Raw genomic sequence first — 24240 nt, forward strand, 5'->3', positions numbered from 1 at the left:
GAAAGGCACTTGACGTTCACATACGAGAACGGATGGTCCCCCCATGCCGTACGCCTCCACCCCCGCACGCTCCCCGCGCCGCCGCAGACCACGCCACTCCGTAGGCGTGGCCGTCGTCTCCGTAGTCGCCGCCCTGGTCGCCGGACTCGTGGCCTGGCCCGGTGCCGAGAAGGCCGACGCGGCCCCCGCCGCCCCCTCGGCCCCCGCCGCCCCCGCCGCCCCCTCGGCCTTCGTCCACCCCGGCGTCACCGTCTCCCGCGGCCAGCTCGACTTCGCCCGTGAGAAGGTCACCGCCGGCGCCCAGCCCTGGAAGTCCGCCTACGACCAGATGATGGGCAGCAAGTACGCCTCCCTCTCCCGCACCCCCAAGCCCCGCGCGGTCGTGGAGTGCGGCTCCTACTCCGACCCCAACTACGGCTGCACGGACGAGCGCGAGGACGCCATCGCCGCGTACACCACGGCCCTGGCCTGGTACATCACGCGCGACGAGCGGTACGCGAAGAAGTCCATCGAGCTCATGGACGCCTGGTCCGCCACGCTCAAGGACCACACCAACAGCAACGCCCCGCTCCAGACGGGCTGGGCGGGCTCCAGCTGGCCGCGCGCCGCCGAGATCATCAAGTACACGTACACGGGGAACTGGGCGAACTCCGGCCGCTTCGCCACGATGCTCCGCACCGTCTATCTCCCCGAGATCATCAACGGCTCGAACTCCAACGGGAACTGGGAGCTGTCGATGATGGAGGCCGCCGTCGGCATCTCCGTCTTCCTGGAGGACAAGGCGTCGTACGACAAGGCCATGGCCACGTTCCGCACCCGCACCGCCGCGTACGTCTACCTCGCCTCCGACGGCGCGCTGCCGAAGACCGTGCCCAGCCAGCACCTCGACACCCGCGAGAAGATCGTCAAGTACTGGCAGGGGCAGGGCACCTTCACCACCGGCCTCACCCAGGAGACCTGCCGCGACTTCACCCACACCGGCTACGGCCTCTCCGCGATCTCCCACGTCGCCGAGACCAGCCGCATCCAGGGCGAGGACCTCTACGGGACGGACGTCGGCGAGCGACTGCGTCAGGGCCTCGGCTTCCAGGCCAGGTACGAACTGGGCGAGGCACCGCCCGCCTCGCTCTGCAAGGGCACCGTCCACCGCGGCCTCGGCCCCGTCACCGAGGTCGGCTACAACGCCCTCGCGGGACGCCTCGGCCACACCATGACCAACACCCAGAAGCTCACCGAACGCAACCGCCCGGCGGGTTCCAACAACCTCTTCGTCGCCTGGGAGACCCTCACGCACGCGGGCAATCCCCGCTGATCGACGCCTTGTCGGGCCGGGCGCCCGCGCACGATACTGGCGCCCGGCCCCTGCGGACCCAGGGGCCCACGGGGGGAGTGTCCGGTGGCAGAAGGCATGGTCGTCGTCGAGGACCTGCACCGCACGTACGGCACCGGGGCCGCCGCCGTCCACGCCCTGCGCGGGGTCTCCTTCACCGTGCCGCGCGGCGAGCTCGTCGCCCTGAAGGGCCGCTCCGGATCCGGCAAGACGACCCTGCTGAACCTCGTCGGCGGGCTCGACGCCCCCGACCACGGAAAGATCGCCGTGGACGGCGTGGCACTCGCGGGCCTCGGCGAGAGCGGCCTGCTGGAGCTGCGCCGCGACCGCCTCGGCTTCATCTTCCAGTCCTTCGGCCTCATCCCCGTCCTCACCGCCGCGGAGAACGTCGGCGTGCCGCTCCGGCTCAAGAAGGCCGACCCCCGCGAGCGGGAGGAGCGCGTCGCCCTCCTGCTGGCCCTCGTCGGCCTCGCGGACCACGCCCGGCAGCGGCCCGGCGAGCTCTCCGGAGGCCAGCAGCAGCGCGTCGCCATCGCCCGCGCGCTGGCGAACCGGCCCTCTCTGCTGATCGCGGACGAGCCCACCGGCCAGCTCGACGCGGAGACCGGGCTCGCCGTCATGGAGCTGCTGCGCGCCGTCGTCCGCGGCGAGGGCGTCACCGCCCTCGTCGCCACGCACGACACCACGCTCCTGGACCTCGCCGACCGGGTCCTGGAACTGCGCGACGGCGAGATCGTCGAGCACTGAGGCCGCCGCCTCCGGCGCACCCCAGGGATGTGTCCCGGCGCGCATCAGGGTTGTGTCAAGGACGGCACCCCCGCACCCCCTCGTCCCTAATGCCGGAATTGTTGGCCGTAAGGTCGACGCTGCGTACACAGCAGTTTCGGGAAGACAATGGGGCCATGGCACGCGGCAAGCTTCGGATCTACCTCGGTGCGGCACCGGGCGTCGGCAAGACGTACGCGATGCTCTCCGAGGCACACCGTCGCGTCGAGCGCGGCACCGACTGCGTGGTCGCGTTCGTGGAGCACCACGACCGGCCGCGCACCGAGGTGATGCTGCACGGCCTCGAACAGGTGACCCGCAGGGAGCTGGAGTACCGCGGCACCGCGTTCACCGAGATGGACGTCGACGCGGTCCTGGAGCGCGCCCCCGCCGTCGCCCTGGTCGACGAGCTGGCCCACACGAACGTCCCCGGCTCGCGCAACGCCAAGCGCTGGCAGGACGTCGAGGAACTCCTCGCCGCCGGCATCGACGTCGTCTCGACGGTCAACATCCAGCACCTGGAGTCCCTCGGCGACGTCGTCGAGTCGATCACCGGAGTGCGCCAGCGCGAGACGGTCCCGGACGAGGTGGTGCGCCGCGCCGACCAGATCGAGCTGGTCGACATGTCGCCCCAGGCGCTGCGCCGCCGCATGGCCCACGGCAACATCTACAAGCCCGACCGCATCGACGCCTCCCTCTCCAACTACTTCAGACCCGGCAACCTCACCGCCCTGCGCGAGCTCGCGCTGCTGTGGGTCGCTGACCGGGTCGACGAGTACCTCCAGCAGTACCGGGGCGAGCACAACATCCGCTCCACCTGGCAGGCCCGCGAGCGCATCGTCGTCGGCCTGACCGGCGGCCCCGAGGGCCGCATCCTGATCCGCCGCGCCGCCCGCCTCGCGGAGAAGGGCGCGGGCGGCGAGGTCCTCGCCGTCTACGTCGCCCGCAGCGACGGCCTGACCGCCGCGTCCCCCAAGGAACTCGCCGTCCAGCGCACCCTGGTCGAGGACCTCGGCGGCACCTTCCACCACGTCATCGGCGACGACATACCCGCGGCCCTGCTCGACTTCGCCCGCGGCGTGAACGCCACCCAGATCATCCTCGGCTCCTCCCGCCGCAAGAGCTGGCAGTACGTCTTCGGGCCCGGCGTCGGCGCGACCGTGGCCCGCGAGTCCGGGCCCGACCTGGACGTCCACATCGTCACCCACGGCGAGGTCGCCAAGGGGCGCGGCCTGCCCGTCGCCCGGGGCGCGCGCCTGGGCCGCTCCCGGATCCTCGCGGGCTGGCTGGTCGGCGTCGCGGGACCGGCGCTCCTGACGCTCCTGCTCACCCATGTCGACGCCGACCTCGGCCTCGCCAACGACATGCTGCTCTTCCTGACGCTGACCATCGCGGCCGCGCTGCTCGGCGGGCTGCTCCCGTCCCTGGCGTCGGCGGCGTTCGGCTCGCTGCTCCTCAACTACTACTTCACACCGCCGCTGCACCTGTGGACGATCTCCAACAACAAGAACATCGTCGCGATCGCCGTCTTCGTGGGCGTCGCGGTGTCGGTGGCCTCCGTCGTCGACCTGGCGGCCCGCCGCACCCACCAGGCCGCCAGACTGCGCGCCGAGTCGGAAATACTCTCCTTCCTGGCGGGCAGTGTGCTGCGGGGGGAGACGAGTCTGGACGCGCTGCTTGAGCGGGTGCGGGAGACGTTCGCGATGGATTCGGTGGCGTTGCTGGAGCGGGCGGGGGACACGGATCCGTGGACCTGTGCGGGGCGTGTGGGGGACGGGCAGGCGCTGAAGCGGCCCGAGGACGCGGATGTGGACATGCCGGTGGGCGATCACATGGCGCTGGCGCTGTCGGGGCGGGTGCTGCCGGCCGAGGACCGGCGGGTGCTGGCCGCGTTCGCCGCGCAGGCGGCGGTGGTCCTGGACCGTCAGCGGCTGCAGTCCGCGGCCGATCAGGCCCGCACGCTGGCCGAGGGCAACCGCATCCGCACCGCCCTGCTCGCCGCGGTCAGCCATGACCTGCGTACCCCGCTGGCGGGGATCAAGGCGGCGGTGTCCTCGCTGCGCTCGGACGACGTGGAGTGGTCCCCGCAGGACGAGGCGGAGCTGCTGGAGGGCATCGAGGACGGCGCGGACCGGCTGGAACACCTGGTGGGCAATCTCTTGGACATGTCCCGGCTGCAGACCGGGACCGTCAACCCGCTGATCCGCGAGATCGACCTCGACGAGGTGGTCCCCATGGCCCTGGGCGGCGTACCCGACGGCAGCGCGGAGCTGGACATCCCCGAGACGCTGCCGATGGTCACCGTCGACAAGGGGCTCCTGGAGCGGGCCGTGGCCAACATCGTCGAGAACGCCGTGAAGTACGCCCCCGAGGGCGAGCCCGTCAAGGTCTCGGCCAGCGCCCTGGGCGCGCGCGTCGAACTGCGTGTCGTGGACCGCGGCCCCGGCGTGCCCGATACGGCCAAGGACCGCATCTTCGCGCCCTTCCAGCGCTACGGTGACGCTCCGCGGGGCGCCGGGGTGGGTCTCGGCCTCGCCGTCGCCCGGGGCTTCGTCGAGGCCATGGGCGGCACCCTCGCCGCCGAGGACACTCCGGGGGGCGGCCTCACCATGGTCCTCACCCTGCGGGCGGCGTCCGGGCGGCCGCCGGTCCCCGCCGACCTCTCCGCCCAGGTCACCTCGTGACCACCAACCGACCAGGTCACCCCGTGACCGTGAACCAGAAGCCGGAAAGGCAGGTAAGCATGACCCGGGTGCTCGTGGTCGACGACGAGCCGCAGATCGTACGCGCCCTCGTGATCAACCTGAAGGCGCGCAAGTACGAGGTGGACGCGGCCCCCGACGGCGCCACCGCGCTGCAGCTCGCCGCCGCCCGCCACCCCGACGTGATCGTGCTCGACCTCGGTCTGCCCGACATGGACGGCGTGGAGGTCATCAAGGGCCTGCGCGGCTGGACCCGCGTGCCGATCCTGGTCCTCTCCGCCCGGCACAGCTCGGACGAGAAGGTCGAGGCCCTCGACGCGGGCGCCGACGACTACGTGACCAAGCCCTTCGGCATGGACGAACTGCTCGCCCGGCTGCGCGCCGCCGTCCGCAGGGCCGAGCCCACCGGGGCCGGCGAGGACGACGTGCAGGTCGACACCGGCGACTTCTCCGTCGACCTGGCCGCCAAGAAGGTCAACCGCGACGGCCGCGACGTCCGGCTGACCCCCACCGAGTGGCACCTCCTGGAGGTCCTCGTACGCAACACCGGCCGCCTGGTCAGCCAGAAGCAGCTGCTCCAGGAGGTGTGGGGCCCCTCCTACGGCACGGAGACGAACTACCTCCGCGTCTACATGGCACAGCTGCGCCGCAAGCTGGAGGCGGACCCCGCGCACCCGCGGCACTTCATCACGGAACCCGGCATGGGATACCGGTTCGAGAAGTGACCGGATTCCGCGCGTCCACGGCGGTGGGAAACGGCCCTGAGCGGGCATAGGCACAGATGAGCGCACCCCTTTCCGCTGTGTCGGCGCCCCCCGGTACGCTTCTTGTATGAGTGCTGTATCTGGTTCCGGAAAGCCGGCGGGCCGTTTCCGGCGCATGCTCGACCGGCTGTCCTCCTCCCAGGAGGATCTGGAGTCGGAGGAGCTGCGTGAGGACGCCGAGACGGCGGGCTGTGTCCGTATCGGCGACTGCCGCGACCGCCAGATAGTCACCGTTACTGGTACCTTGCGCACGGTCACCCTGCGACCACGCGCCGGGGTACCGGCGCTGGAGGCCGAGCTGTTCGACGGCTCCGCGGCGCTGGACGTGGTGTGGCTCGGCAGGCGCTCCATCGTGGGAATCGAGCCGGGGCGCAAGCTGATCGCATCGGGCCGGATCTCGATGAGCCGGGGCCGCCGGGTGCTCTTCAACCCGAAGTACGAACTCAGACCGCTCGGACGGGAGTAGCCGGTGACGTCCCTCGACAAGCCGACGGACCAGAGGAACGCGGATCAGGACGCCGATTCCAGGGCCGTGACCGAGGCAGCGCTCTTCGAAGCCTTCGGCGGCGTGCGGGGCATGGTGGAGACGGTCCTTCCCGGCCTGCTCTTCGTGACCATCTTCACGGTCAACAAGGACCTGCACATGTCGGCCATCGCGGCCCTCGCGGTGTCCCTGGTGCTCGTGGTGGTCCGCCTGGTCATGAAGGACACCGTCAAGCACGCCTTCAGCGGCGTCTTCGGTGTCGCCTTCGGTGTGGTCTTCGCGATGATGACCGGCAACGCCAAGGACTTCTACCTGCCGGGCATGCTCTACACCCTCGGCCTTGCCCTCGCGTACATCATCACGACCCTGGCGGGCGTCCCGCTGATCGGCCTGATCCTCGGCCCGGTCTTCAAGGAGAACCTCTCCTGGCGCACCCGCAACCCGGGCCGCAAGAAGGCGTACGCCAAGGCCAGCTGGGCCTGGGGCCTGATCCTGCTCGCCAAGTGCGCGATCCTCTTCCCGCTGTACTGGTGGGCGGACACCACGCAGTTCGGCTGGGTCCTGGTCGCCCTGAAGATCCCCCCGTTCCTGCTCGCCGTCTATCTGACCTGGGTCTTCCTGGCGAAGGCCCCGCCGCCGATCGACGTCTTCGCGGAGATGGAAGCGGAAGAGAAGGCCGAAGAGGAACGCAAGCGAGCCCTCGCACAGGAACGCGGCGACGCCTAGCGGTACTCCGGAGTGCCCCGTAAGGGGCGCGGGGAACTGCGCGCCCGGCCACGACGCTCCTGCGGACGCAAGAAGACGCAGGGCCACGGCGAGTACGAGGAGAGGGGCGCCCGGATTCTTCCGGGCGCCCCTCTCCTCGTACGGTTCGCCGGGGCGGCCTCAGCCCACCGCATCCGAACGCCGAACCGACAACAGATCCTCCAGCTGCTCCTCCCGCGCCTGCGCCGCCACGAAGAGGAGCTCGTCACCCGCCTCCAGGGAGTCGTCCGCGGTCGGCGCGAGCACGCGCGTCCCGCGGATGATCGTGACCAGCGAGGTGTCCTCGGGCCACTCGACGTCGCCGACCTGCGTGCCCGCGAGGGCCGACTCGGGCGGCAGCGTCAGCTCGACGAGGTTGGCGTCGCCGTGGCTGAAGCGCAGCAGGCGGACCAGGTCGCCGACGCTCACGGCCTCCTCGACGAGCGCGGACATCAGGCGCGGCGTGGAGACCGCGACGTCGACGCCCCAGGACTCGTTGAAGAGCCACTCGTTCTTGGGGTTGTTCACGCGGGCGACGACGCGCGGAACGCCGTACTCGGTCTTCGCGAGCAGGGAGACGACGAGGTTGACCTTGTCGTCGCCGGTGGCCGCGATGACCACGTTGCAGCGCTGGAGCGCCGCCTCGTCCAGGGACGTGATCTCGCAGGCGTCGGCGAGCAGCCACTCCGCCTGCGGCACGCGCTCGACGGAGATGGCCGTCGGCGCCTTGTCGATGAGAAGGACCTCGTGGCCGTTCTCCAGGAGCTCACCGGCGATGGAACGGCCCACCGCGCCGGCTCCGGCAATGGCGACCCTCATCAGTGACCGCCCTCCTCAGGGCCCTCGGCGAACGCCGCTTCGACCTTCTCGACCTCGTTGGTGCGCATCATCACGTGCACCAGGTCGCCCTCCTGGAGCACCGTCTGGGAGGTCGGCAGGACCGCCTCGCCCAGCCGGGTGAGGAAGGCGACGCGGACGCCGGTCTCCTCCTGGAGGCGGCTGATCTTGTGGCCGATCCACGAGGACGAGGCGTGCACCTCGGCGAGCTGGACGCCGCCGGTGGGGTCGCGCCACAGCGGCTCGGCCCCCGACGGGAGCAGCCGGCGCAGCATCTGGTCGGCCGTCCAGCGGACCGTGGCGACCGTCGGGATGCCCAGGCGCTGGTAGACCTCGGCGCGGCGCGGGTCGTAGATGCGGGCCGCGACGTTCTCGATGCCGAACATCTCGCGGGCGACGCGCGCGGCGATGATGTTCGAGTTGTCGCCGCTGCTGACGGCGGCGAAGGCGCCCGCCTCCTCGATGCCGGCCTCGCGCAGGGTGTCCTGGTCGAAGCCGATGCCGGTGACGCGGCGGCCGCCGAACCCGGAGCCGAGGCGGCGGAAGGCCGTGGGGTCCTGGTCGACCACCGCGACCGTGTGCCCCTGTTGTTCCAGGGTCTGCGCGAGAGCCGAACCGACTCTCCCGCAGCCCATGATGACGATGTGCACGACCGTCCTTCCGGCTGTGTCAATACTCTGTGCTCAGACTGAACGGTAAAAGCGTCTCAGACCGGAGCCCAAGCTACACACGCGCGGTCCACGGAGGGCACCCCCGTGCACGCGCCGGACGGGCGGACGTGCGACCGTCCGACGGATCAGTCGACGCTGCGCAGCAGACCCTCGACGTTCTGCAGCCGGTGGCCGAGCTCGACGAGCTGCAGGCGGGTCGCCTCCTGCTCCGCCCGGGCGCGCTCGACGGCCTCGCGGTAGCTGTGCATGGCCTCGGCGTACTGCCGGTCGCGCTCGCGGTTGCGCTGCGACTGGAAGTACGCCACAGCGACGATCGCGGCGGCGAGCACCACGAAAAAAGCGACTGGGATGATCACGTCGTCCACTAGGGCGTCCCCTTTGATGAGTGCTGTCCGTCGTCGCCCGCCTGGTCCTGGCGGGCGGCCGCGATGATCGTATCCACGTTCAACCGCACGTCGAACGGCGCCAGTTGAAAGTACTTGAGCGCCTTGCCGTCGTCGGAGAGCTCCAGGCGGCCTGCGACGATGCCGGCCTTCTCCATGCGTTCGAGGTGCATGTAGAGCAGGGGGCGGGACACCCCGAGTCGCCGGGCCAGTTCGCTGACGTACAGCTCGCCGGACGAGAGCTCGGTGATGATCCGGATGCGCTGTGCGTGGCCGACCGCCGCGAGAAAAGCCAGCAGCTCCTCGCTGTTCATGATCTGCCTTTGCGCTGGTCCCGAAACTTGTCGGTCAAGGCTTCAGCATGACCGCCTCCACTGTCAATCCGCGTTCCCACCACATCGAGTGACAGTTGACGGTTTCGCCAGTCACCTGTAACTCTCCACTTACACATACCGCGCCGCGGGCGGCGGGCGGAGAAGTCGTATGGGGGAGGACAGGTATGAGACGGCGACCGGTCACGGTGCGCGTGGCCCGATGGAGCGCGCTGCATCCCTGGCGGGCGATCATCGGCTGGCTGCTCTTCGTGGTGCTGTGCCTCGGGGGCGGGATCGCCGCGGGCATGAACAGCGCCGCGTCCGAGGACTACCGCGTCGGCGAGGCGGGCCGGGCCGAGGCCCTGGCGACCGAGGGCGGCGTCCAGCTGCGGCCCACGGAACAGGTGCTGATCCGCGCGGCCTCCGGTCCGCTGGACGAGACGGCCGCGGCCGCCGCCGTCAAGGACGTCACCGCCCGGATGAAGGCCCTGCCCGAGGTCGTGTCCGTGGCGCCCCCGGTGCGCTCCGCCGACGGCCGCGTCCTGCGCGTACCCATCGAGCTCGACGGGCCCGACCAGGACGCCAAGAAGAACGTCGTGCCGCTCCGGGCCGAGACCGAGAAGGTCGCCGAGGCCCACCCGGACCTCGTGATCGAGGAGACCGGCTCCGCCTCCGTCAGCAAGGGCGTCAACGACCAGCGCGGCAAGGACCTCGCCTTCTCCGAGGCGATCACCCTGCCGATCACGCTGATCACGCTCGCCGTGGTCTTCGGCTCGGTCGTCATGGTCGGCGTACCGCTGCTGCTCGCCGTCACCTCGATCATGGCGACGATGGGCCTCGCGATGCTGGTCTCGCACCTGCTGCCCGACACCGGCGTCGGGATGAACATGATCCTGCTCATCGGCATGGCCGTCGGTGTCGACTACACGCTCTTCTATCTCAAGCGCGAGCGCGAGGAGCGGGCCCGCTCGGGCGGCCGCCTCACCTCCGAGGCGCTCGTCGAGGCCGCCGCGGCGACGGCGGGCCGGGCGATCGTGGTGTCCGGGCTCGCGGTGATCGTCTCCACCGCCGCGCTCTTCCTCGCCGGTGACGTCATCTTCGACTCGCTGGCCACCGGCACGGTCCTGGTCGTCGCCGTCGCCGTGGTCAGCTCGGTGACGGTGCTGCCCGCGCTGCTGGTCAAGCTCGGCCGGCGGACCGAGCGCCGCACCGCCCGGCGCCTGGCGCGGGGCGAGCGGGTCCGGGCGGCCGCCGGGGAGGACAAGCCGGGACGGATCTGGAACGCCCTGCTCACACCCGCCCGCAAGCGCCCCGTCCTCACCCTCTGTCTCTCGGTCCTCGCCCTGCTCGGCCTCGCCGCGCCCGCCCTGGACATCGAGCTCAAGGACCCCGCCCGCGACAGCTTCTCCCGCGAGATACCGGCGATGCGGGGGTACGACCGGATGCTCGCCGCCTTCCCCGAGCAGCGCGTCCGGCATCTGGTCGTGGTGCGCGCGAAGGCCTCGCAGGCCGGTGAGGTGCGGGCGGCGCTGCGGGAGACGCACCGCAGGGCGGCGGCCGACCCGCTCTTCGCGCAGGCCGGACAACCGCTCCTCCGCTCCTCCGCGGACCGCAGGACCACCACACTGGAGCTCAACGCCCGGCACGCGACGTACGACGAGAAGGCCGTCGCCACGCTCGACCACCTCCGCGACGACTACCTGCCCGCGACCGTCGGCAAGCTGCCCGGCGTCGAGACGGCCGTCACCGGCGAGGTGCCCCGCGGCGTCGACTACGTCGCGCACCAGAACGAGAAGCTGCCGCTCGTCCTCGGCTTCCTGCTCCTGATGACGTTCGCCATGACGGTCTACGCGTTCCGCTCCCTCGTCCTCGGGCTGCTCGGCGTCGTCCTCAACCTGCTCTCCGCCGCGTCCGCGCTCGGGCTGCTCGTCCTCGTCTTCCAGGGTGACTGGGCCGAGGAGCTGCTCTCCTTCGTCTCGCTCGGCGGGATCTCCTCGCGCGTACCGCTCTTCCTCTGCGTGATCCTCTTCGGGCTCTCGATGGACTACCAGGTCTTCGTGGTCAGCCGGATCCGCGAGGCCGCCCTGAACGGCGTGCCCACGCGCCAGGCCGTCCTCGACGGCATCGCGTCCTCGGCCAAGGTCGTCACCAGCGCGGCGGTCGTCATGGTCACCGTCTTCGCGAGCTTCGTGATGCTGCACATCCTGGAGATGAAGCAGATGGGCTTCGTCCTTGCGGCGGCCGTCCTGCTCGACGCGTTCGTGATCCGCGTCATGATCCTGCCCGCGGCGCTGCTCCTCCTGGGCCGCGCCACCTGGTGGCCGTCCGGCGCGATCCGCCGCGCCGAGGACGCACGGGCCGCCGCAGACACGCGGAGCACCGAGGACACACGGGGCACCGAGGGCGAAAAGGGTGCGGGAAGCGACGAGGAACGTCCGCATTCCGGGCACTCGGAGGGGCGCAGGGTCGCACAGGGCGGATAACCGGAGCACTTGGGGGTGGTGGGTGGGCGGGCACCCATTCGAACGCTTACGATCCTCTGCGTGTCCAAACTGACCGACGTGCCCAAACGGATCCTCATCGGGCGCGCACTGCGCAGTGACCGGCTCGGAGAAACGCTCCTGCCGAAGCGCATCGCACTCCCCGTCTTCGCATCCGACCCGCTCTCCTCCGTGGCGTACGCGCCGGGAGAGGTCCTTCTCGTCCTCTCCATCGCGGGTGTGTCGGCGTACCACTTCAGCCCGTGGATCGCCGTCGCGGTCGTCGTCCTGATGTTCACCGTCGTGGCGTCGTACCGACAGAACGTGCACGCGTACCCGAGCGGTGGTGGCGACTACGAGGTTGCCACCACCAACCTCGGCCCCAAGGCCGGACTCACCGTCGCGAGCGCCCTGCTCGTCGACTACGTCCTGACCGTGGCCGTGTCGATCTCCTCGGGCATCGAGAACCTCGGTTCGGCCATCCCGTTCGTGGTCGAGCACAAGGTGCTCTGCGCGGTCGCCGTGATCGTGCTCCTGACCCTGATGAACCTGCGCGGGGTCAAGGAGTCAGGGAAGCTCTTCGCCATCCCGACGTACGTCTTCGTGGCCGGCGTCTTCATCATGATCGCGTGGGGTGCCTTCCGGGGCATCGTCCTGGACGACACGATGAAGGCGCCCACCGCCGACTACCAGATCAAGCCCGAGCACCAGGGCCTCGCGGGCTTCGCGCTCGTCTTCCTGCTGCTGCGCGCGTTCTCCTCCGGCTGTGCCGCCCTCACCGGCGTCGAGGCGATCAGCAACGGCGTCCCGGCCTTCCGCAAGCCGAAGTCCAAGAACGCCGCGACGACGCTCGCGCTCATGGGCGGCCTGGCCGTCACGATGTTCTGCGGCATCATCGGCCTCGCCATGGCCACCAACGTCCGCATGGCCGAGAACCCGGCGAAGGACCTCGTCCACAACGGCGTGCCCGTCGGCGGCGACTACGTCCAGAACCCGGTGATCTCCCAGGTCGCCGAGGCGGTCTTCGGCAGCGGCAGCTTCCTGTTCATCGTGCTCGCCGCGGCCACCGCCCTCGTGCTCTTCCTCGCCGCCAACACCGCGTACAACGGCTTCCCGCTGCTCGGCTCGATCCTCGCCCAGGACCGCTACCTGCCGCGCCAGCTGCACACCCGCGGCGACCGCCTCGCGTTCTCCAACGGCATCGTGCTGCTCGCGGGCGCGGCGGCCCTGCTGGTCGTCATCTACGGCGCGGACTCCACCCGGCTGATCCAGCTCTACATCGTCGGCGTCTTCGTCTCCTTCACGCTCAGCCAGATCGGCATGGTCCGGCACTGGAACCGCCACCTGGCCACGGAGAAGGACCAGAACAAGCGCCGTCACATGGTCCGCTCCCGCGCGATCAACACCTTCGGCGCCTTCTTCACGGGCCTGGTCCTGGTCGTCGTCCTGGTCACCAAGTTCACGCACGGCGCCTGGGTCGCGCTGCTCGGCATGTGCATCTTCTACGCGACGATGACGGCGATCCGCCGCCACTACGACCGCGTGGCCGAGGAGATCGCCGCCCCCGAGACCCCCTCCGACGACAGCGTGCGCCCCTCGCGCGTCCACTCGATCGTCCTGGTCTCCAAGATCCACCGCCCGACGCTGCGCGCCCTCGCGTACGCCAAGCTGATGCGCTCCCACACCCTGGAGGCGCTCAGCATCAACGTCGACCCGGCGGAGACCAAGGCCCTCAAGGAGGAGTGGGAGCGCCGCGGCATCACGGTCCCCCTCAAGGTCCTCGACTCGCCGTACCGCGAGATCACGCGCCCGATCATCGAGTACGTGAAGAACCTGCGCCGCGAGAGCCCCCGCGACGTGGTCAGCGTGATCATCCCCGAGTACGTGGTGGGCCACTGGTACGAGCACCTGCTCCACAACCAGAGCGCCCTGCGCCTCAAGGGCCGCCTGCTCTTCACGCCGGGTGTCATGGTGACGTCCGTCCCCTACCAGCTGGACTCCTCCGAGGCCGCGAAGAAGCGGGCCCGCAGGCGGTCGGAGTGGAACGCGCCGGGTGCGGTGCGGCGGGGCCCGGTGGAGAAGCCGAGGCGCGCGAAGGAGCCGAGCAAGAAGGGCTGATCCTTTTTGGTCAGGCGGCCGGACGACACCCACGTAGACTGGTGGGCTGTTGTCCGGCCGTTCCTCTTTTACGTTGTGGAGTCACCCCGCCATGCAGGCAGAACCGAAGAAGACGCAGGCGGGGAACGCGGGAGACGCCGCCGCGGCCAAGGGCGTCTCCCTGGTCGGCGAGGAGTACGAGGTCGAGGTCGGCCCCGTCGCGCACGGCGGCCACTGCATCGCCCGTACGGACGAGGGCCAGGTGCTCTTCGTACGGCACGCGCTGCCCGGCGAGAAGGTCGTCGCGCGCGTGACGGAGGGCGAGGAGGGCGCACGCTTCCTCCGGGCCGACGCCGTGACGGTCCTTGAGGCCTCCAAGGACCGCGTCGAGGCCCCCTGCCCCTACGCAGGGCCCGGCCGCTGCGGCGGCTGCGACTGGCAGCACGCCAAGCCGGGCGCCCAGCGCCGCCTCAAGGGCGAGGTCATCGCCGAGCAGCTCAAGCGCCTTGCCGGACTCACCCCGGAAGAGGCGGGCTGGGACGGCACGGTCATGCCGGCGGAGGGCGACAAGCTGCCCGCCGGTGAGGTCCCCGCCTGGCGCACGCGCGTGCAGTACGCGGTGGACGCCGACGGCAACGCGGGCCTGCGCCGCCACCGCTCGCACGAGGTCGAGCCGGTCGAGCACTGCATGATCGCGGCCGAGGGCGTCTCCGAGCTGGGCATCGAGGAGCGCGACTGGTCCGGCATGGCCTCGGTCGAGGCGATCGCGGCGAGCGGCTCCCAGGACCGCCAGGTGATCCTGACCCCTCGCCCCGGCGCACGCCTGCCCATCGTCGAACTGGACAAGCCGGTCTCGGTCATGCGCGTGGGCGAGAAGGACGGCGGCGTCCACCGCGTCCACGGCCGCCCCTTCGTCCGCGAGCGCGCGGACGGCCGCACGTACCGGGTGGGCAGCGGCGGCTTCTGGCAGGTCCACCCGAAGGCGGCCGAGACGCTGATGCTCGCGGTCATGCAGGGCCTCACCCCGCGCAAGGGCGAGACGGCCCTCGACCTGTACTGCGGCGTCGGCCTGTTCGCGGGCGCGCTGGCCGACCGGGTCGGCGAGAAGGGCGCGGTGCTCGGCATCGAGTCCGGCAAGCGCGCGGTCGAGGACGCGCGCCACAACCTCGCGTCCTTCGACCGCGTCCGCATCGAGCAGGGCAAGGTCGAATCGGTCCTCCCGCGCACGGGCATCACGGAGGTCGACCTGATCGTCCTTGACCCGCCCCGCGCGGGCGCGGGCAAGGCGACGGTGCGCCACCTGGCGGGCCTGGGCGCGCGGCGCATCGCGTACGTGGCATGCGATCCGGCGGCGCTGGCGCGGGACTTGGGGTACTTCGGGGAGGGCGGGTACCGGGTGCGGACGTTGCGGGCGTTCGATCTGTTTCCGATGACGCATCATGTGGAGTGTGTGGCGATTCTGGAGCCTGTTGAGAAGGGGCGCTGACCTGCGGTTTTGCCCGTGCGCATTATGTGCGGTGTGGGCGTTACGGGCGATATCTTGACGCTGATATGACGCTCGTGACGCTCATTTGACGCTCGTTCTGATGGGGTGTCAGGTTGTTCGTTGGGCAGGCCAGCCCCTGTCGAGACGGCGAGCGTCGGTGTGGCGCCGAGGGTGGGTGACGCTGAGCGCAGACCTATTGAGTGCGGTCTGCTTATGCCCTGCGCCACCGTGGGCTGCTTCTGATCGTCAGGCCGTGGCGGGGAGTCGCGTGTGGAGGTCACCGAGGCCGGCCGCTTCTATCTTCGAGACCGTCGTCATCCCGACGAACCGGTCCTCGCCGACCGTGCCGACCAGGCAGTGTCTGCAGGGACCAAGCCGTCTGCGGCAGGCGCCGGGCGGCGAGGAGCCACAGGCCAAAGGCGCAGCCCAATGCCTTACAGCGAACGGCCAGTCGATCACGCGTGACGAGCGAAGGCGATGGAACTGGTCGAACGCCTGGCTGCTGAGGGGTGTGTCCGTCTCGCCGAGCCCGATGACGGCGAGGTCGCGAATCGGCGACGCGTCGTCGACTACGCGAAGCGGCACGGCCTGGAACCGCAGGCAAGCGCATCGAGAAGGTCCGACTCGGCGGCCGGGGCCCGGAGATGTTCCTCGTGGAGGGCCGCATCCCAACTCACGGAGCCAGAAGCCGCAAGTCGACGTCTCGGTCGTCCCGGTGCCCACGCGGCTGAGTTCCCTCCATCCGGCCGTGGCTTCGCTCCGGGAGGACAAGGGGCGGTCTTCACGCTCGGGCCGGCTGATGGGGCCGGAGTCCCGGAAGAGTCCCAGAGTCTCGGCGTCACTCGAATCCTGACCCACTTGGTGATCTTCATCTTGCTCTGGCCTTGGTGATCAAAGTCAGGATGTGCTTGATGCGCTTTGACGGACATCTGAGATCAGGGGCTCTGCCCCGGAAGGATGTCCATCAAAGCGCATCAAGCCCAGGACGCCTGAGCTGCGATTCCCTCGGTCCAGCAGTCCCCGCTGTAGCTTCGCGCCAGCCTGCCCGGTTGCCAGGTCGTCGAGGGCAGGCGGCAGTTCGTCCTGCACAGCTCTTCACAATGTGCTGTCACGTTCTTACATTCAGTAAGAGTCTGACGTTGGGGAGCGTCCTCGGCGCATTCGAAGGCGTAGCGCGGCCGTGAGGCCCTGCGGTAGTGCCGTCGGCCGTTCTTGCTGACTGGGGGACGGCATGACGGCGAAGCCAGGTAAACGTGAGTCCTACGAACAAGCCGTGCGGTCAGCCGTCTCGGCCTTCGGAGCTGAAGCCACTCCGAAACTGCGAGGCGATGGTTGGCCGGAGGATCAGCTTCGGGGCCCGCTGGAGACTCTGATCCGAGCGGTCGGGGCACGTCTGGGACTTGACCTCACGCTGACTGGTGAGGTCCCGCTCGTCGAGCTGCGCGCCAGGCCCGACTACGCCGTTTCGGTCGACGGTGCGTCGGTTGGATACATCGAGCTGAAGCGTCCGGGGCGTGGAGCCGACCCCTCGCTTTTCACAGGGGACAGCGCGGTGCAATGGGAGAAACTCCAGCTCCTGCCCAACGTTCTGTACTGCGACGGCGACGAGTTCGGGCTCTATCGCAGCGGCCGACGCATTGGGGAACTCGCTCAGACGAAGGGGTCTGTTCTCTCGTCAGGGTCCCGTCTCGCACCCGCCGACGGGGCCCTGGCGCGAGTGCTGAACGACTTTCTCACCTGGCAGCCCGAGTCGCCGCGTACTACCAAACAGCTGGTTCGATCCGTCGCACGCCTGTGCCGCCTGCTGTGCGACGAGGTGGCCGAGGCAATGGTTCTGGAGAAAACAGGCAGGCGTCGGCGCCTATTCACGGAGATCGCGGAGGAATGGCGACGGCTTCTCTTTCCCGAGACCAGTGACGAAGAATTTGTGGAACAATTTGGGCAGACGGTGGTGTTCGCCCTGCTCCTTGCACGGGTCGAAGGCATCGCTTTCGAAGGCGAATCGGTGCATGCGATCGCCGCCAAGCTCGGCAAGCGGCACTCATTGATGGGCAAAGCTCTCGACGTTCTCACCGAGGAAGCTGCCTCAACAGGCCTGTCCACCACTCTCGACACGTTGTTGCGGGTGGTCGGGGCTGTCGATTGGAGCAGGCTCGATGACGGCACTGGCGACTCGTACCTCCTTCTGTACGAGGACTTCCTACAGATCTATGACCGTGACCTACGGATGCGCACCGGTTCCTACTACACCCCGCACGGTGTCGTCGAAGCCATGGTCCGTCTGACCGAAGCGATCCTGAACAGGTCTTTCGGGATCGAGGCAGGGTTCGCGTCGCCCGAAGTGGTCGTGGTGGATCCTGCCATGGGCACCGGCACGTTCCTGTTGTCCGTCCTGAAACGGGCGGCTGCCACGATCACGGAAGACGAGGGGCCCGGCGCGCTCGGTCCCAGGCTAAGGCAGATGGTCGGACAGCGAATCATCGGTTTCGAGCGGCAGATCGGCCCGTACGCCGTAGCGGACCTTCGTATGCACGCGCTGTTGAAGGACTACGGATCCGCTGCGCCCAAGCAGGGCCTTCGACTTCTGGTGGCGGACACCCTCGACAATCCCCGGGCCGAGTTCAACTGGATCCCGCACACGTACCGTCCGCTCGCGGAGTCCCGACGGCAGGCCAATAACGTCAAGCGCGACGAGCGCGTCATGGTGGTCATCGGTAATCCGCCTCATGACGCTGTCTCCCGAGGAGCGGGAAAATGGATCGAGGCAGGAGATCCGGACGTCGGTGAGGCGTCCCCACTCGATGCCTTTCGCTTGCCGGGCAATGGAACCTACGAGTCGAAGATGTCCAACCTGCATGTCTTCTTCTGGCGTTGGGGGACGTGGAAAGTCTTCGATGCACATGAAGATGCGCCGTTCGGAGTGGTCGCCTACATCACTCCCAAAGCGTGGTTGAAGAGCCGTGCGTTCGCCGGTATGCGCAGCTACCTACGCAAGTCGGCCGACGAGGGCTGGATCATTGATCTGTCTCCTGAAGGCCAGCGATCCGAAGTTGCGAGACGTCTCTTCCCGGATGTCGCGCAGGAGTTGTGTATAGCGGTGTTCGTTCGTCGTCGTGACGCCCTTCGGGGAGCTTGCCCTGGCGAGCAGCCGGGCGCAGCGATCGTGCACCACCTCAAGGTGCATGGCCGCCGGGGCGAGAAGACCCAACGGCTGCTCAATCTGACGCTGGACGATCCTGACTGGCAGGACTGTATTGCCGGCCCGGCGGATCCGTTTCTGCCGCAAGGCAGTGATCTGTGGACGAGCGCGCCGGGGCTGGGGGACCTGATGCCCTGGTCGTCGCGCGGTGTAACGCCTGGCCGAGTCTGGGTCTACGCACCGGACGAGGCGACGCTCCGCACCAGGTGGCGCATCTTTCTGGGTGCCGACGAGTCGGGTCGAAAGGATCTGTTTGGCGAGGCCCGAGACCGCACCGTTGACAGCCGTGTCACGCCGCTTGCCGGAACGACGGGGTATGACACGACCCCGCTGCGGCGGGAACAGCGGCCTCAGCCAGAGGCCGTACAGGTCGGATACCGCTCCTTCGACCGGCAGTTGATCATGCCGGACCACAGGTTGATGGTGGTTGCTCGTCCGGACCTCTGGCGCGTGCGGGGCGACAGTCAGGTGTTCACCGTAGAACAGAACGCACATCAGATCGTCAACGGACCGGCCCTCACCTTCAGTGCGCTGATCCCGGACATGGACTACTTCAACGGACGCAGCGGGTGCGTCCGACCTCTGTACCGCGACATGCGGGGTGACACTCCGAACGTCGCCCCTGGCCTGCTCGAACTGCTCGCGCGGAGGCTCGGAGGACGTGTCAGTGCGGAGGACTTGCTGGCGTACGTCGCTGGCGTGGTGTCTCATCCGGCCTATACCGAGCGGTTCCGCGCAGACCTCGAAGATCCAGGCGTCCGCGTCCCTCTGACCAGTGACGCCCAGTTGTGGTGCCGCGGCGTCGGCATCGGCCGTCGAGTGCTCTGGCTGCACACCTATGGTGATCGCTTCGCAGACCCCGTGGAGGGGCGCTCGCGTGAAAAGTTACGTCTCTCGACGCACCGCCCGCGTTGCGTCGTGGAAATACCCGACACCAAGGACCAGATGCCTCAGGTTCTCCGCTACGAGCCGGAGGACCAGAGACTGTGGATTGGCGAAGGGTGCATCGCCCCGGTTCCGCCGACCACCCGTGCGTATCAGGTCTCCGGGATGAACGTGCTGGACAAGTGGTTCGGTTACCGCCGACGCGAACCCGCGGGGAAGCGTCGGCTGGAGCTCGACCGTGTGGTGGCCCAGCGGTGGTCTCCGGAATGGACCACGGAGTTGCTCACTCTGCTCAACATTCTCGGGCTGCTGGTGCAAGGCGAGCCGGCGCAGCGTGCGCTTCTGGAGGATGTCTGCTCCGGGCCCCTTATCTCCGTTCAGGAGCTGACAGAACTGGGGGTTCTTCCTGTGCCGCCGTATGCGCGCAGACTTTCCAGGTCTTCAGGAGAGGATGACGGACTCTTCGGGAGCTGAGTCAAGGCGCCCAACTCTGATACTCGCCGCCCTGGAACCGGTCCAACGCGCTTCGTTTCCAGGGCTGTTCGGAACGAGAGGTCGGCTACCAGCCGCGGATCTTGCGCCCGTACTCGCTGTCAGGCGGCTGACCACGGCTGGGTCGCGGTGGTCGAAGGACGTCGATGTTCTCCCCCATGCGCCCGGCACGGACCGATTTGGGGATCGCTACGACGCCGCGCCGGGAGGCGATCGTGCTCAGGAGCGGGTAGGGGAAGAGGTTGTTCCTGCCTTCGGTGAAGCCGTCCCAGCACTGGATCTGGACGCCGTATTCGCGCATGACCTACTGGTCAGTGGTGCGCTGGTGGAACGGGTGGGTCTCGATCAGCTCGTCCATGCTGTCGTGCTCGATCTGCCGCTTCGCGGCCTTCTCCGGACAGGTGGACATGCCCTGCTTGCCGACCCGTTCCTGGATCGCCTGCTGCGCCCTGGCGCTGGGCGGCTTGGGGGTCATCGGGTGCGTGACCACGGGTACGGCGAACTGGAAGGGGCGCGAGCCTTCGCTTGCACGCACATACGTCAGATTGGTACATACGCTAGTCTCGGTACATGTCCATGAAGCGAACCAACGTCTACGCCGATCCCGAGGACCTCGCCATCATCAAGGAGGCGGCCAAGCGGCGCGGCATCAGTGAGGCCGAGATCATCCGTCAGGGCATCCACCTCGCGGCCATGGCCAACCGTGTCTGGGACGAGCCCCTCTTCTCCCGCACTTTCGAGGGAGCCGGTCGTACCCCCAGTAAGCACGAGGTACGTGACGCCGTAGACGACGCCGTGCGCCGTGAGACCGGCACCGGAACCGACGCGTGATCATCGTCATTGCGGACACGTCCGGGCTCCTCGCGGCGCTTGACTCCACCCACTCCGAGCACGGGGCGTCCAATGAAGCGATCATGGCCGCTGGTCTCCTGGTGATGTCGCCTTTGCTGCTCGCGGAGATCGATCACGTGGCCACCCGGGAGCTCGGTCGCGAAGCTGCGCTCAGCGCGGTCGACGACATCCGGAACTGGATGCGGCGCGGTCGAGTCGCCGTCCCCGAGATCACGGAGGACCATTTGGGGGTTGCCCAGTCCGTGCGTGCCCGCTACCGCGACCTCGACCTGGATCTGGCGGACGCCGTGAACGTGGCCCTCGCCGCCGACTACGACACTGACGCTGTGCTCACTCTCGACCGCCGTGACTTCCGCGCGGTGCGCCCGCTGGGTCGCTACAAGGCGTTCCGGGTGCTTCCCGATGATCTTCCTCTATGAAGCCGGTAACGCCTGTCGGGGGCTTCGTCTTCGCCGGTCGTGACGCCGGTTTGACGCTCTGGGCGCCTGCGTGACGAACGGCGGGCCGAGAGACCGGCTTTGACCTGGGGTTTTCCGGGACCCGTTCAGGCCGACATCTTTCCGATGACGCATCATGTGGAGTGCGTGGCGATTCTGGAGCCTGCTGAGAAGGGGCGCTGAGCTGCGGTTTCGCCTGGTGTGCGTGATGTGCGCCGTGGGCGGTACGGGTGGCACCCCTGTCTCTTGGTGAAAACCCCTGCGGTTGCGGTCCACTTTGGGACTCAGTAGGCGCGGGCGCCGTAAGGGCTCCCGTGGCCGAGGAAGGGCTTGAGGTCGTCGCCGCCGGGCTTCGGCGGGCTGGGTGCCTTGCGGCGCCTATGGGGCGGGGCAGCGCCTTGTGTCGTTCGCAGACACCGGCCGGGTTCGGCGCTGACGCCTGCGCTGACGGTGCTAGACCTTCTCGGCCGCGATCCGGGCGTGGTCGGCGGTGAGCATGGCGATGTCCTCGACGTCCGAGGTCAGGATCGTGACGTGGCCAGGGTGAGCGAGGGCTGTGGCGCAGAGCATGGCGTCGACGGCGTACTTGTGGCCGTGCAGTCCGGCCGTGCGCAGCAGGGTGGCGGCGGACTGGGCGATGGCCTGGGTGACCGGCTCGACTCGCAGCCGGGACAGCGTCCATTTCAGTGCGGCGTCGTTGATCTTCGGGTGGATCACTTCGACGAGCACGGCGGCAGAGGTGATGACGGGCAGGTCGGCGTCGCGGGCGGCGGTGAGCCACTCGTGGACCTCGCGGTCGCGTTGAACGGCCTTGGCCAGACCCTCGCTGTCCAGAACGAGGGCGCCGCTCACGCGGCGGCCCCGGTACCGGATGAGGGCGAACTCCCGGTGAGCTTGGCCCGCTTGGCGGCCACGGCTTCCGGATCGGCGGGTCCGTGGACCTCGTCGAAGTCGGCAATCAGCTCGTCCAGGTTGTCTCGCTCGATCTGGCGTTGTGCGGCCTGTTCCAGATACGCGGACACACCCCGCTTGCCGACTCGCTCGCGGATGGCTTGCAAGGTGCCGGCCGTGAGGGTGACGGAGATGCCGCTGCTGGGGCCGTCGCCTGGGGGAAAGGCGGTGTCGTCGTCAGCCATGACTTGAGTGTGGCATTTCTAATGCCATAAGGCTACCCGGGCGGGTCGGGTCGGGGTGTGCGTCAAGGGATCGCCCATTGCGCTCGCCCGTGGCCTCGTCGACGTGCTCATCGGTCAACTCGGCCGCCTAGAAGTTGACTTCGGTCTCCGGCGCAGCGGCCGGTATCCCTCGTGCTTGCCGTGTGAGGAATGGGAGACTGGGCCGCGGGACCGGGAACGGTGGGGAACGGGGTGATGGGTGACCAAGCGCATTCATTTCACGGCGGAGGATCTCGCGCGGACCAGGGTGACCACCACCCTCGGTGTGGCCGCCGAGACCCTGGACGGCGTCAAACGGCTGCGGGAGCGTGACGGCACCCCGACCTTCCGTCGCTGGCGCACCTCGGTGGGCAGGGAGTTGGGCGGACGCCTGCGCGAACAGGCGGGCCCCCTGCTCGCGTTGATGCCCGCGCGCGGGCCCCAGATCGATGTGGCGAGCCTCGCGGGGGACGCCACCTGCATCGACGAGGTGGTCGACAATCTGCTGGCGGCTCCACGTGAGCTGGTCCGCCTCGAAGTGGAGTACCTCGACGTCCGTCCCGCCCATCGTGCGTGGGCCGGGAGCCTGGCCGACGGCGACCGTGAGGCCCGGCTCGAGTTGGCCGGGGCGCTGCGGGCCTGCCACCGGGCGGCCATCGCCCCGTACTGGCAACAGATGCGGTCGCACCTCGCGTCGGCCCGGGCGGGCTACGTGCGCACGATGGCCGAGGGCGGAGTCGAGCGGCTGCTGGAGACACTGTGCGACCCGCTGGTGCGCTGGCGGCCTCCCGTACTCGAAGTGCGTCATCCCCGCGACGCGGACATCCACCTCCGGGGGCGCGGGCTCGTCATTGTGCCGACCGTGTTCTCGTCGCAGCGGGCGGAGGTGCTGCAGAATCTCGTGGACCCGGAGCAGCCGCCCGTCCTGGCCCTGCCCACGGTCGACGAGGGGACGGACGTCTCGGCGCACTGGCTTGGCGAGGAACCCGCCGAGCGCTCGCTCGGCGACCTGATGGGGCGGACCAGGGCCGCCGTCCTCGCGGCCGCGGTCGACGGCTGCAGCACGACCGAGCTGGCCGGCCGCCTCGGCATCTCACCCGCGACGGCCAGCCAGCACGCGACCGTGCTGCGCAGGGCCGCCCTGATCACCACTCGCCGTGACGGCAAGGCGGTTCTGCACACGACCACGCATCTGGGCGCCGCGCTGCTGGCCTCCACCACCCGTGGTTTCGGTCCCTGACGAAGGGATCGCCGCCTCCGGCCCGCCGCGGGGATAGTCGTCCCCGTCGCACCATCCGGAGTGACGGCACGTGCGAGCGGGGGATGCGTGCGTGCCGTCCGTGGGGGAGGAACCATCATGTACCGCAAGCCTGCCGTAGCCGCCGCAATCGCTGCCGCGTTCGTCGTGCTCGCCCCGGGAGCCGTCGCCACGGCCGCACCCGCCGAACAGAGCTACACCGTGGTGCCGTACACAGGCGTCAACGTCCGCTCGTTGCCCAAGAAGGACAGCGCCTACCTGGCCACCCTCACGGCAGGCCGGTCCTACCAGGCGTACTGCTGGACACACGGCGAGACCATCACGGACAACGGCTACACCAACGACATCTGGATCGGGTTCGCCGACGGCTTCAGCAGCGCCGTCTACTTCAAGGGGGACAAGTACGCCAACCTCCCCGCCTCCGCCGTCTGCTGACATCGCCGCGTGGCACACCGAGCAACAAGGAAAGGGGAAAACTGTCCCAAGGGATACGTCTGCGTGTGGAACGGAGAGAGCACCGCCGGGCCGACGGCCTTCAAGTCACGGGGCAACTGGCACGGCTCCCACGCGTTCCGCGACCGGAACGGCGTCGTGTTCAACAACGGCGTCCCCTACCCGGGCGCCGACCACATCCGGGTCACCTGAACGTTCCGCGGGAACACGAACAGCAAGTGCCTCCACTACAACCCCGGCCCGGGGAACTACCAGAACGTCTTCGGCGCGGAGGCGATCCTCACGAGTCTGGTCTGGCGGGGCGAATGCTGAACTGACGTGGGTCTTCTGGTGGGTGAGGGCCCACGTCACGTGGGGATGCGGGCGGAGTCCCGTCCGACGGCTCCGCCGGACGGGACTCCCCCCCCCAACCCAACCCCACCCACACCAAGACACAGAGGGCGATGAACCTAG

At 69.1% G+C, this 24240-nt stretch carries 23 protein-coding genes; 15 read left to right on the forward strand and 8 right to left on the reverse strand.

Features of this window, described 5'->3' with window-relative positions; translation table 11 throughout:
* Positions 1-43: 43 nt before the first annotated feature.
* The 6 genes from AB0L89_RS32730 to AB0L89_RS32755 all read left to right on the forward strand — a co-directional run bounded on the left by AB0L89_RS32730 (position 44) and on the right by AB0L89_RS32755 (position 6771).
* Complete coding sequence (locus AB0L89_RS32730; RefSeq protein ID WP_365149158.1) at positions 44-1312, forward strand: alginate lyase family protein; 1269 nt, start codon at positions 44-46, stop codon at positions 1310-1312.
* A 96-nt stretch (positions 1313-1408) separates the two neighbouring features.
* Positions 1409-2077, forward strand: a complete 669-nt coding sequence (locus AB0L89_RS32735) for an ABC transporter ATP-binding protein (RefSeq protein ID WP_365149234.1) — start codon at positions 1409-1411, stop codon at positions 2075-2077.
* 155 nt (positions 2078-2232) lie between these two features.
* Positions 2233-4779: a sensor histidine kinase KdpD gene (locus AB0L89_RS32740; RefSeq protein ID WP_365149161.1), complete on the forward strand. Its 2547-nt coding sequence runs from the start codon at positions 2233-2235 to the stop codon at positions 4777-4779.
* Positions 4780-4838: 59 nt separating this feature from the next.
* Positions 4839-5522, forward strand: coding sequence for a response regulator (locus AB0L89_RS32745; protein WP_365149164.1), 684 nt, complete (start codon positions 4839-4841; stop codon positions 5520-5522).
* 106 nt (positions 5523-5628) lie between these two features.
* Positions 5629-6027, forward strand: a complete 399-nt coding sequence (locus AB0L89_RS32750) for an OB-fold nucleic acid binding domain-containing protein (RefSeq protein WP_079036824.1) — start codon at positions 5629-5631, stop codon at positions 6025-6027.
* A gap of 3 nt (positions 6028-6030) precedes the next feature.
* Positions 6031-6771 (forward strand): DUF3159 domain-containing protein, encoded by a 741-nt coding sequence (locus AB0L89_RS32755; RefSeq protein WP_365149167.1) that lies wholly within the window; start codon positions 6031-6033, stop codon positions 6769-6771.
* A 159-nt stretch (positions 6772-6930) separates the two neighbouring features.
* Here the strand turns inward: AB0L89_RS32755 and AB0L89_RS32760 are convergent, their stop codons facing one another.
* The 4 genes from AB0L89_RS32760 to AB0L89_RS32775 form a co-directional block, all read right to left on the reverse strand.
* The gene (locus AB0L89_RS32760) at positions 6931-7608 is read right to left on the reverse strand and encodes a TrkA family potassium uptake protein (RefSeq protein WP_365149170.1); all 678 of its coding nucleotides are present in this window, start codon (positions 7606-7608) and stop codon (positions 6931-6933) included.
* Positions 7608-8276 (reverse strand): TrkA family potassium uptake protein, encoded by a 669-nt coding sequence (locus AB0L89_RS32765; protein ID WP_055701217.1) that lies wholly within the window; start codon positions 8274-8276, stop codon positions 7608-7610. Before AB0L89_RS32765 ends, AB0L89_RS32760 begins: the two co-directional genes overlap by 1 nt.
* A gap of 146 nt (positions 8277-8422) precedes the next feature.
* Positions 8423-8653, reverse strand: coding sequence for a hypothetical protein (locus AB0L89_RS32770; RefSeq protein ID WP_362340215.1), 231 nt, complete (start codon positions 8651-8653; stop codon positions 8423-8425).
* A gap of 8 nt (positions 8654-8661) precedes the next feature.
* Positions 8662-8994 (reverse strand): winged helix-turn-helix domain-containing protein, encoded by a 333-nt coding sequence (locus AB0L89_RS32775; protein WP_365149175.1) that lies wholly within the window; start codon positions 8992-8994, stop codon positions 8662-8664.
* Positions 8995-9179: 185 nt separating this feature from the next.
* Here AB0L89_RS32775 and AB0L89_RS32780 point away from each other — a divergent pair, with 185 nt between their 5' ends.
* The 4 genes from AB0L89_RS32780 (at position 9180) to AB0L89_RS32795 (ending at position 19615) form a co-directional block, all read left to right on the forward strand.
* Complete coding sequence (locus tag AB0L89_RS32780) at positions 9180-11477, forward strand: MMPL family transporter (RefSeq protein ID WP_365149178.1); 2298 nt, start codon at positions 9180-9182, stop codon at positions 11475-11477.
* Between the two features lie 60 nt (positions 11478-11537).
* Positions 11538-13592 carry an APC family permease gene (locus tag AB0L89_RS32785; RefSeq protein WP_365149181.1) on the forward strand — a complete coding sequence of 685 codons (2055 nt, stop codon included), beginning with the start codon at positions 11538-11540 and terminating at the stop codon, positions 13590-13592.
* A 91-nt stretch (positions 13593-13683) separates the two neighbouring features.
* Positions 13684-15057 (forward strand): class I SAM-dependent RNA methyltransferase, encoded by a 1374-nt coding sequence (locus tag AB0L89_RS32790; protein ID WP_365149184.1) that lies wholly within the window; start codon positions 13684-13686, stop codon positions 15055-15057.
* Positions 15058-16288: 1231 nt separating this feature from the next.
* The gene (locus AB0L89_RS32795) at positions 16289-19615 is read left to right on the forward strand and encodes a type ISP restriction/modification enzyme (RefSeq protein ID WP_365149187.1); all 3327 of its coding nucleotides are present in this window, start codon (positions 16289-16291) and stop codon (positions 19613-19615) included.
* Between the two features lie 85 nt (positions 19616-19700).
* Here the strand turns inward: AB0L89_RS32795 and AB0L89_RS32800 are convergent, their stop codons facing one another.
* Together AB0L89_RS32800 and AB0L89_RS32805 are read right to left on the reverse strand one after the other, a co-directional pair.
* A complete protein-coding gene (locus AB0L89_RS32800; protein ID WP_365149190.1) occupies positions 19701-19934 on the reverse strand; it encodes a hypothetical protein in 234 nt (77 codons plus the stop codon).
* 3 nt (positions 19935-19937) lie between these two features.
* On the reverse strand, positions 19938-20168 hold the full coding sequence (locus AB0L89_RS32805) for a hypothetical protein (protein ID WP_365149193.1): 231 nt from the start codon (positions 20166-20168) through the stop codon (positions 19938-19940).
* Positions 20169-20203: 35 nt separating this feature from the next.
* On the opposite strand from AB0L89_RS32805, the gene AB0L89_RS32810 reads away from it, so the two are divergent.
* Together AB0L89_RS32810 and AB0L89_RS32815 are read left to right on the forward strand one after the other, a co-directional pair.
* A complete protein-coding gene (locus tag AB0L89_RS32810) occupies positions 20204-20464 on the forward strand; it encodes a CopG family transcriptional regulator (protein WP_365149196.1) in 261 nt (86 codons plus the stop codon).
* Entirely contained in the window at positions 20461-20904 is a 444-nt protein-coding gene (locus AB0L89_RS32815; RefSeq protein ID WP_365149199.1) for a PIN domain-containing protein, read from the forward strand. Before AB0L89_RS32810 ends, AB0L89_RS32815 begins: the two co-directional genes overlap by 4 nt.
* A gap of 471 nt (positions 20905-21375) precedes the next feature.
* On the opposite strand, the gene AB0L89_RS32820 is transcribed toward AB0L89_RS32815, so the two are convergent.
* Both AB0L89_RS32820 and AB0L89_RS32825 read right to left on the reverse strand, forming a co-directional pair.
* Positions 21376-21774, reverse strand: coding sequence for a PIN domain-containing protein (locus AB0L89_RS32820; RefSeq protein ID WP_365149202.1), 399 nt, complete (start codon positions 21772-21774; stop codon positions 21376-21378).
* Positions 21771-22058 carry a hypothetical protein gene (locus AB0L89_RS32825; protein WP_365149205.1) on the reverse strand — a complete coding sequence of 96 codons (288 nt, stop codon included), beginning with the start codon at positions 22056-22058 and terminating at the stop codon, positions 21771-21773. The genes AB0L89_RS32820 and AB0L89_RS32825 overlap by 4 nt, the downstream gene beginning before the upstream one ends.
* 238 nt (positions 22059-22296) lie before the next feature.
* On the opposite strand from AB0L89_RS32825, the gene AB0L89_RS32830 reads away from it, so the two are divergent.
* The 3 genes from AB0L89_RS32830 to AB0L89_RS32840 all read left to right on the forward strand — a co-directional run bounded on the left by AB0L89_RS32830 (position 22297) and on the right by AB0L89_RS32840 (position 23979).
* The gene (locus AB0L89_RS32830; RefSeq protein WP_365149207.1) at positions 22297-23316 is read left to right on the forward strand and encodes a winged helix-turn-helix domain-containing protein; all 1020 of its coding nucleotides are present in this window, start codon (positions 22297-22299) and stop codon (positions 23314-23316) included.
* A gap of 117 nt (positions 23317-23433) precedes the next feature.
* Positions 23434-23769, forward strand: coding sequence for an SH3 domain-containing protein (locus AB0L89_RS32835; RefSeq protein ID WP_365149210.1), 336 nt, complete (start codon positions 23434-23436; stop codon positions 23767-23769).
* Between the two features lie 9 nt (positions 23770-23778).
* Positions 23779-23979, forward strand: a complete 201-nt coding sequence (locus tag AB0L89_RS32840; protein WP_365149213.1) for a peptidase inhibitor family I36 protein — start codon at positions 23779-23781, stop codon at positions 23977-23979.
* The last annotated feature ends 261 nt before the right edge of the window (positions 23980-24240 follow it).

The organism is Streptomyces sp. NPDC052114, assembly GCF_040680155.1.
Classification (GTDB): domain Bacteria; phylum Actinomycetota; class Actinomycetes; order Streptomycetales; family Streptomycetaceae; genus Streptomyces.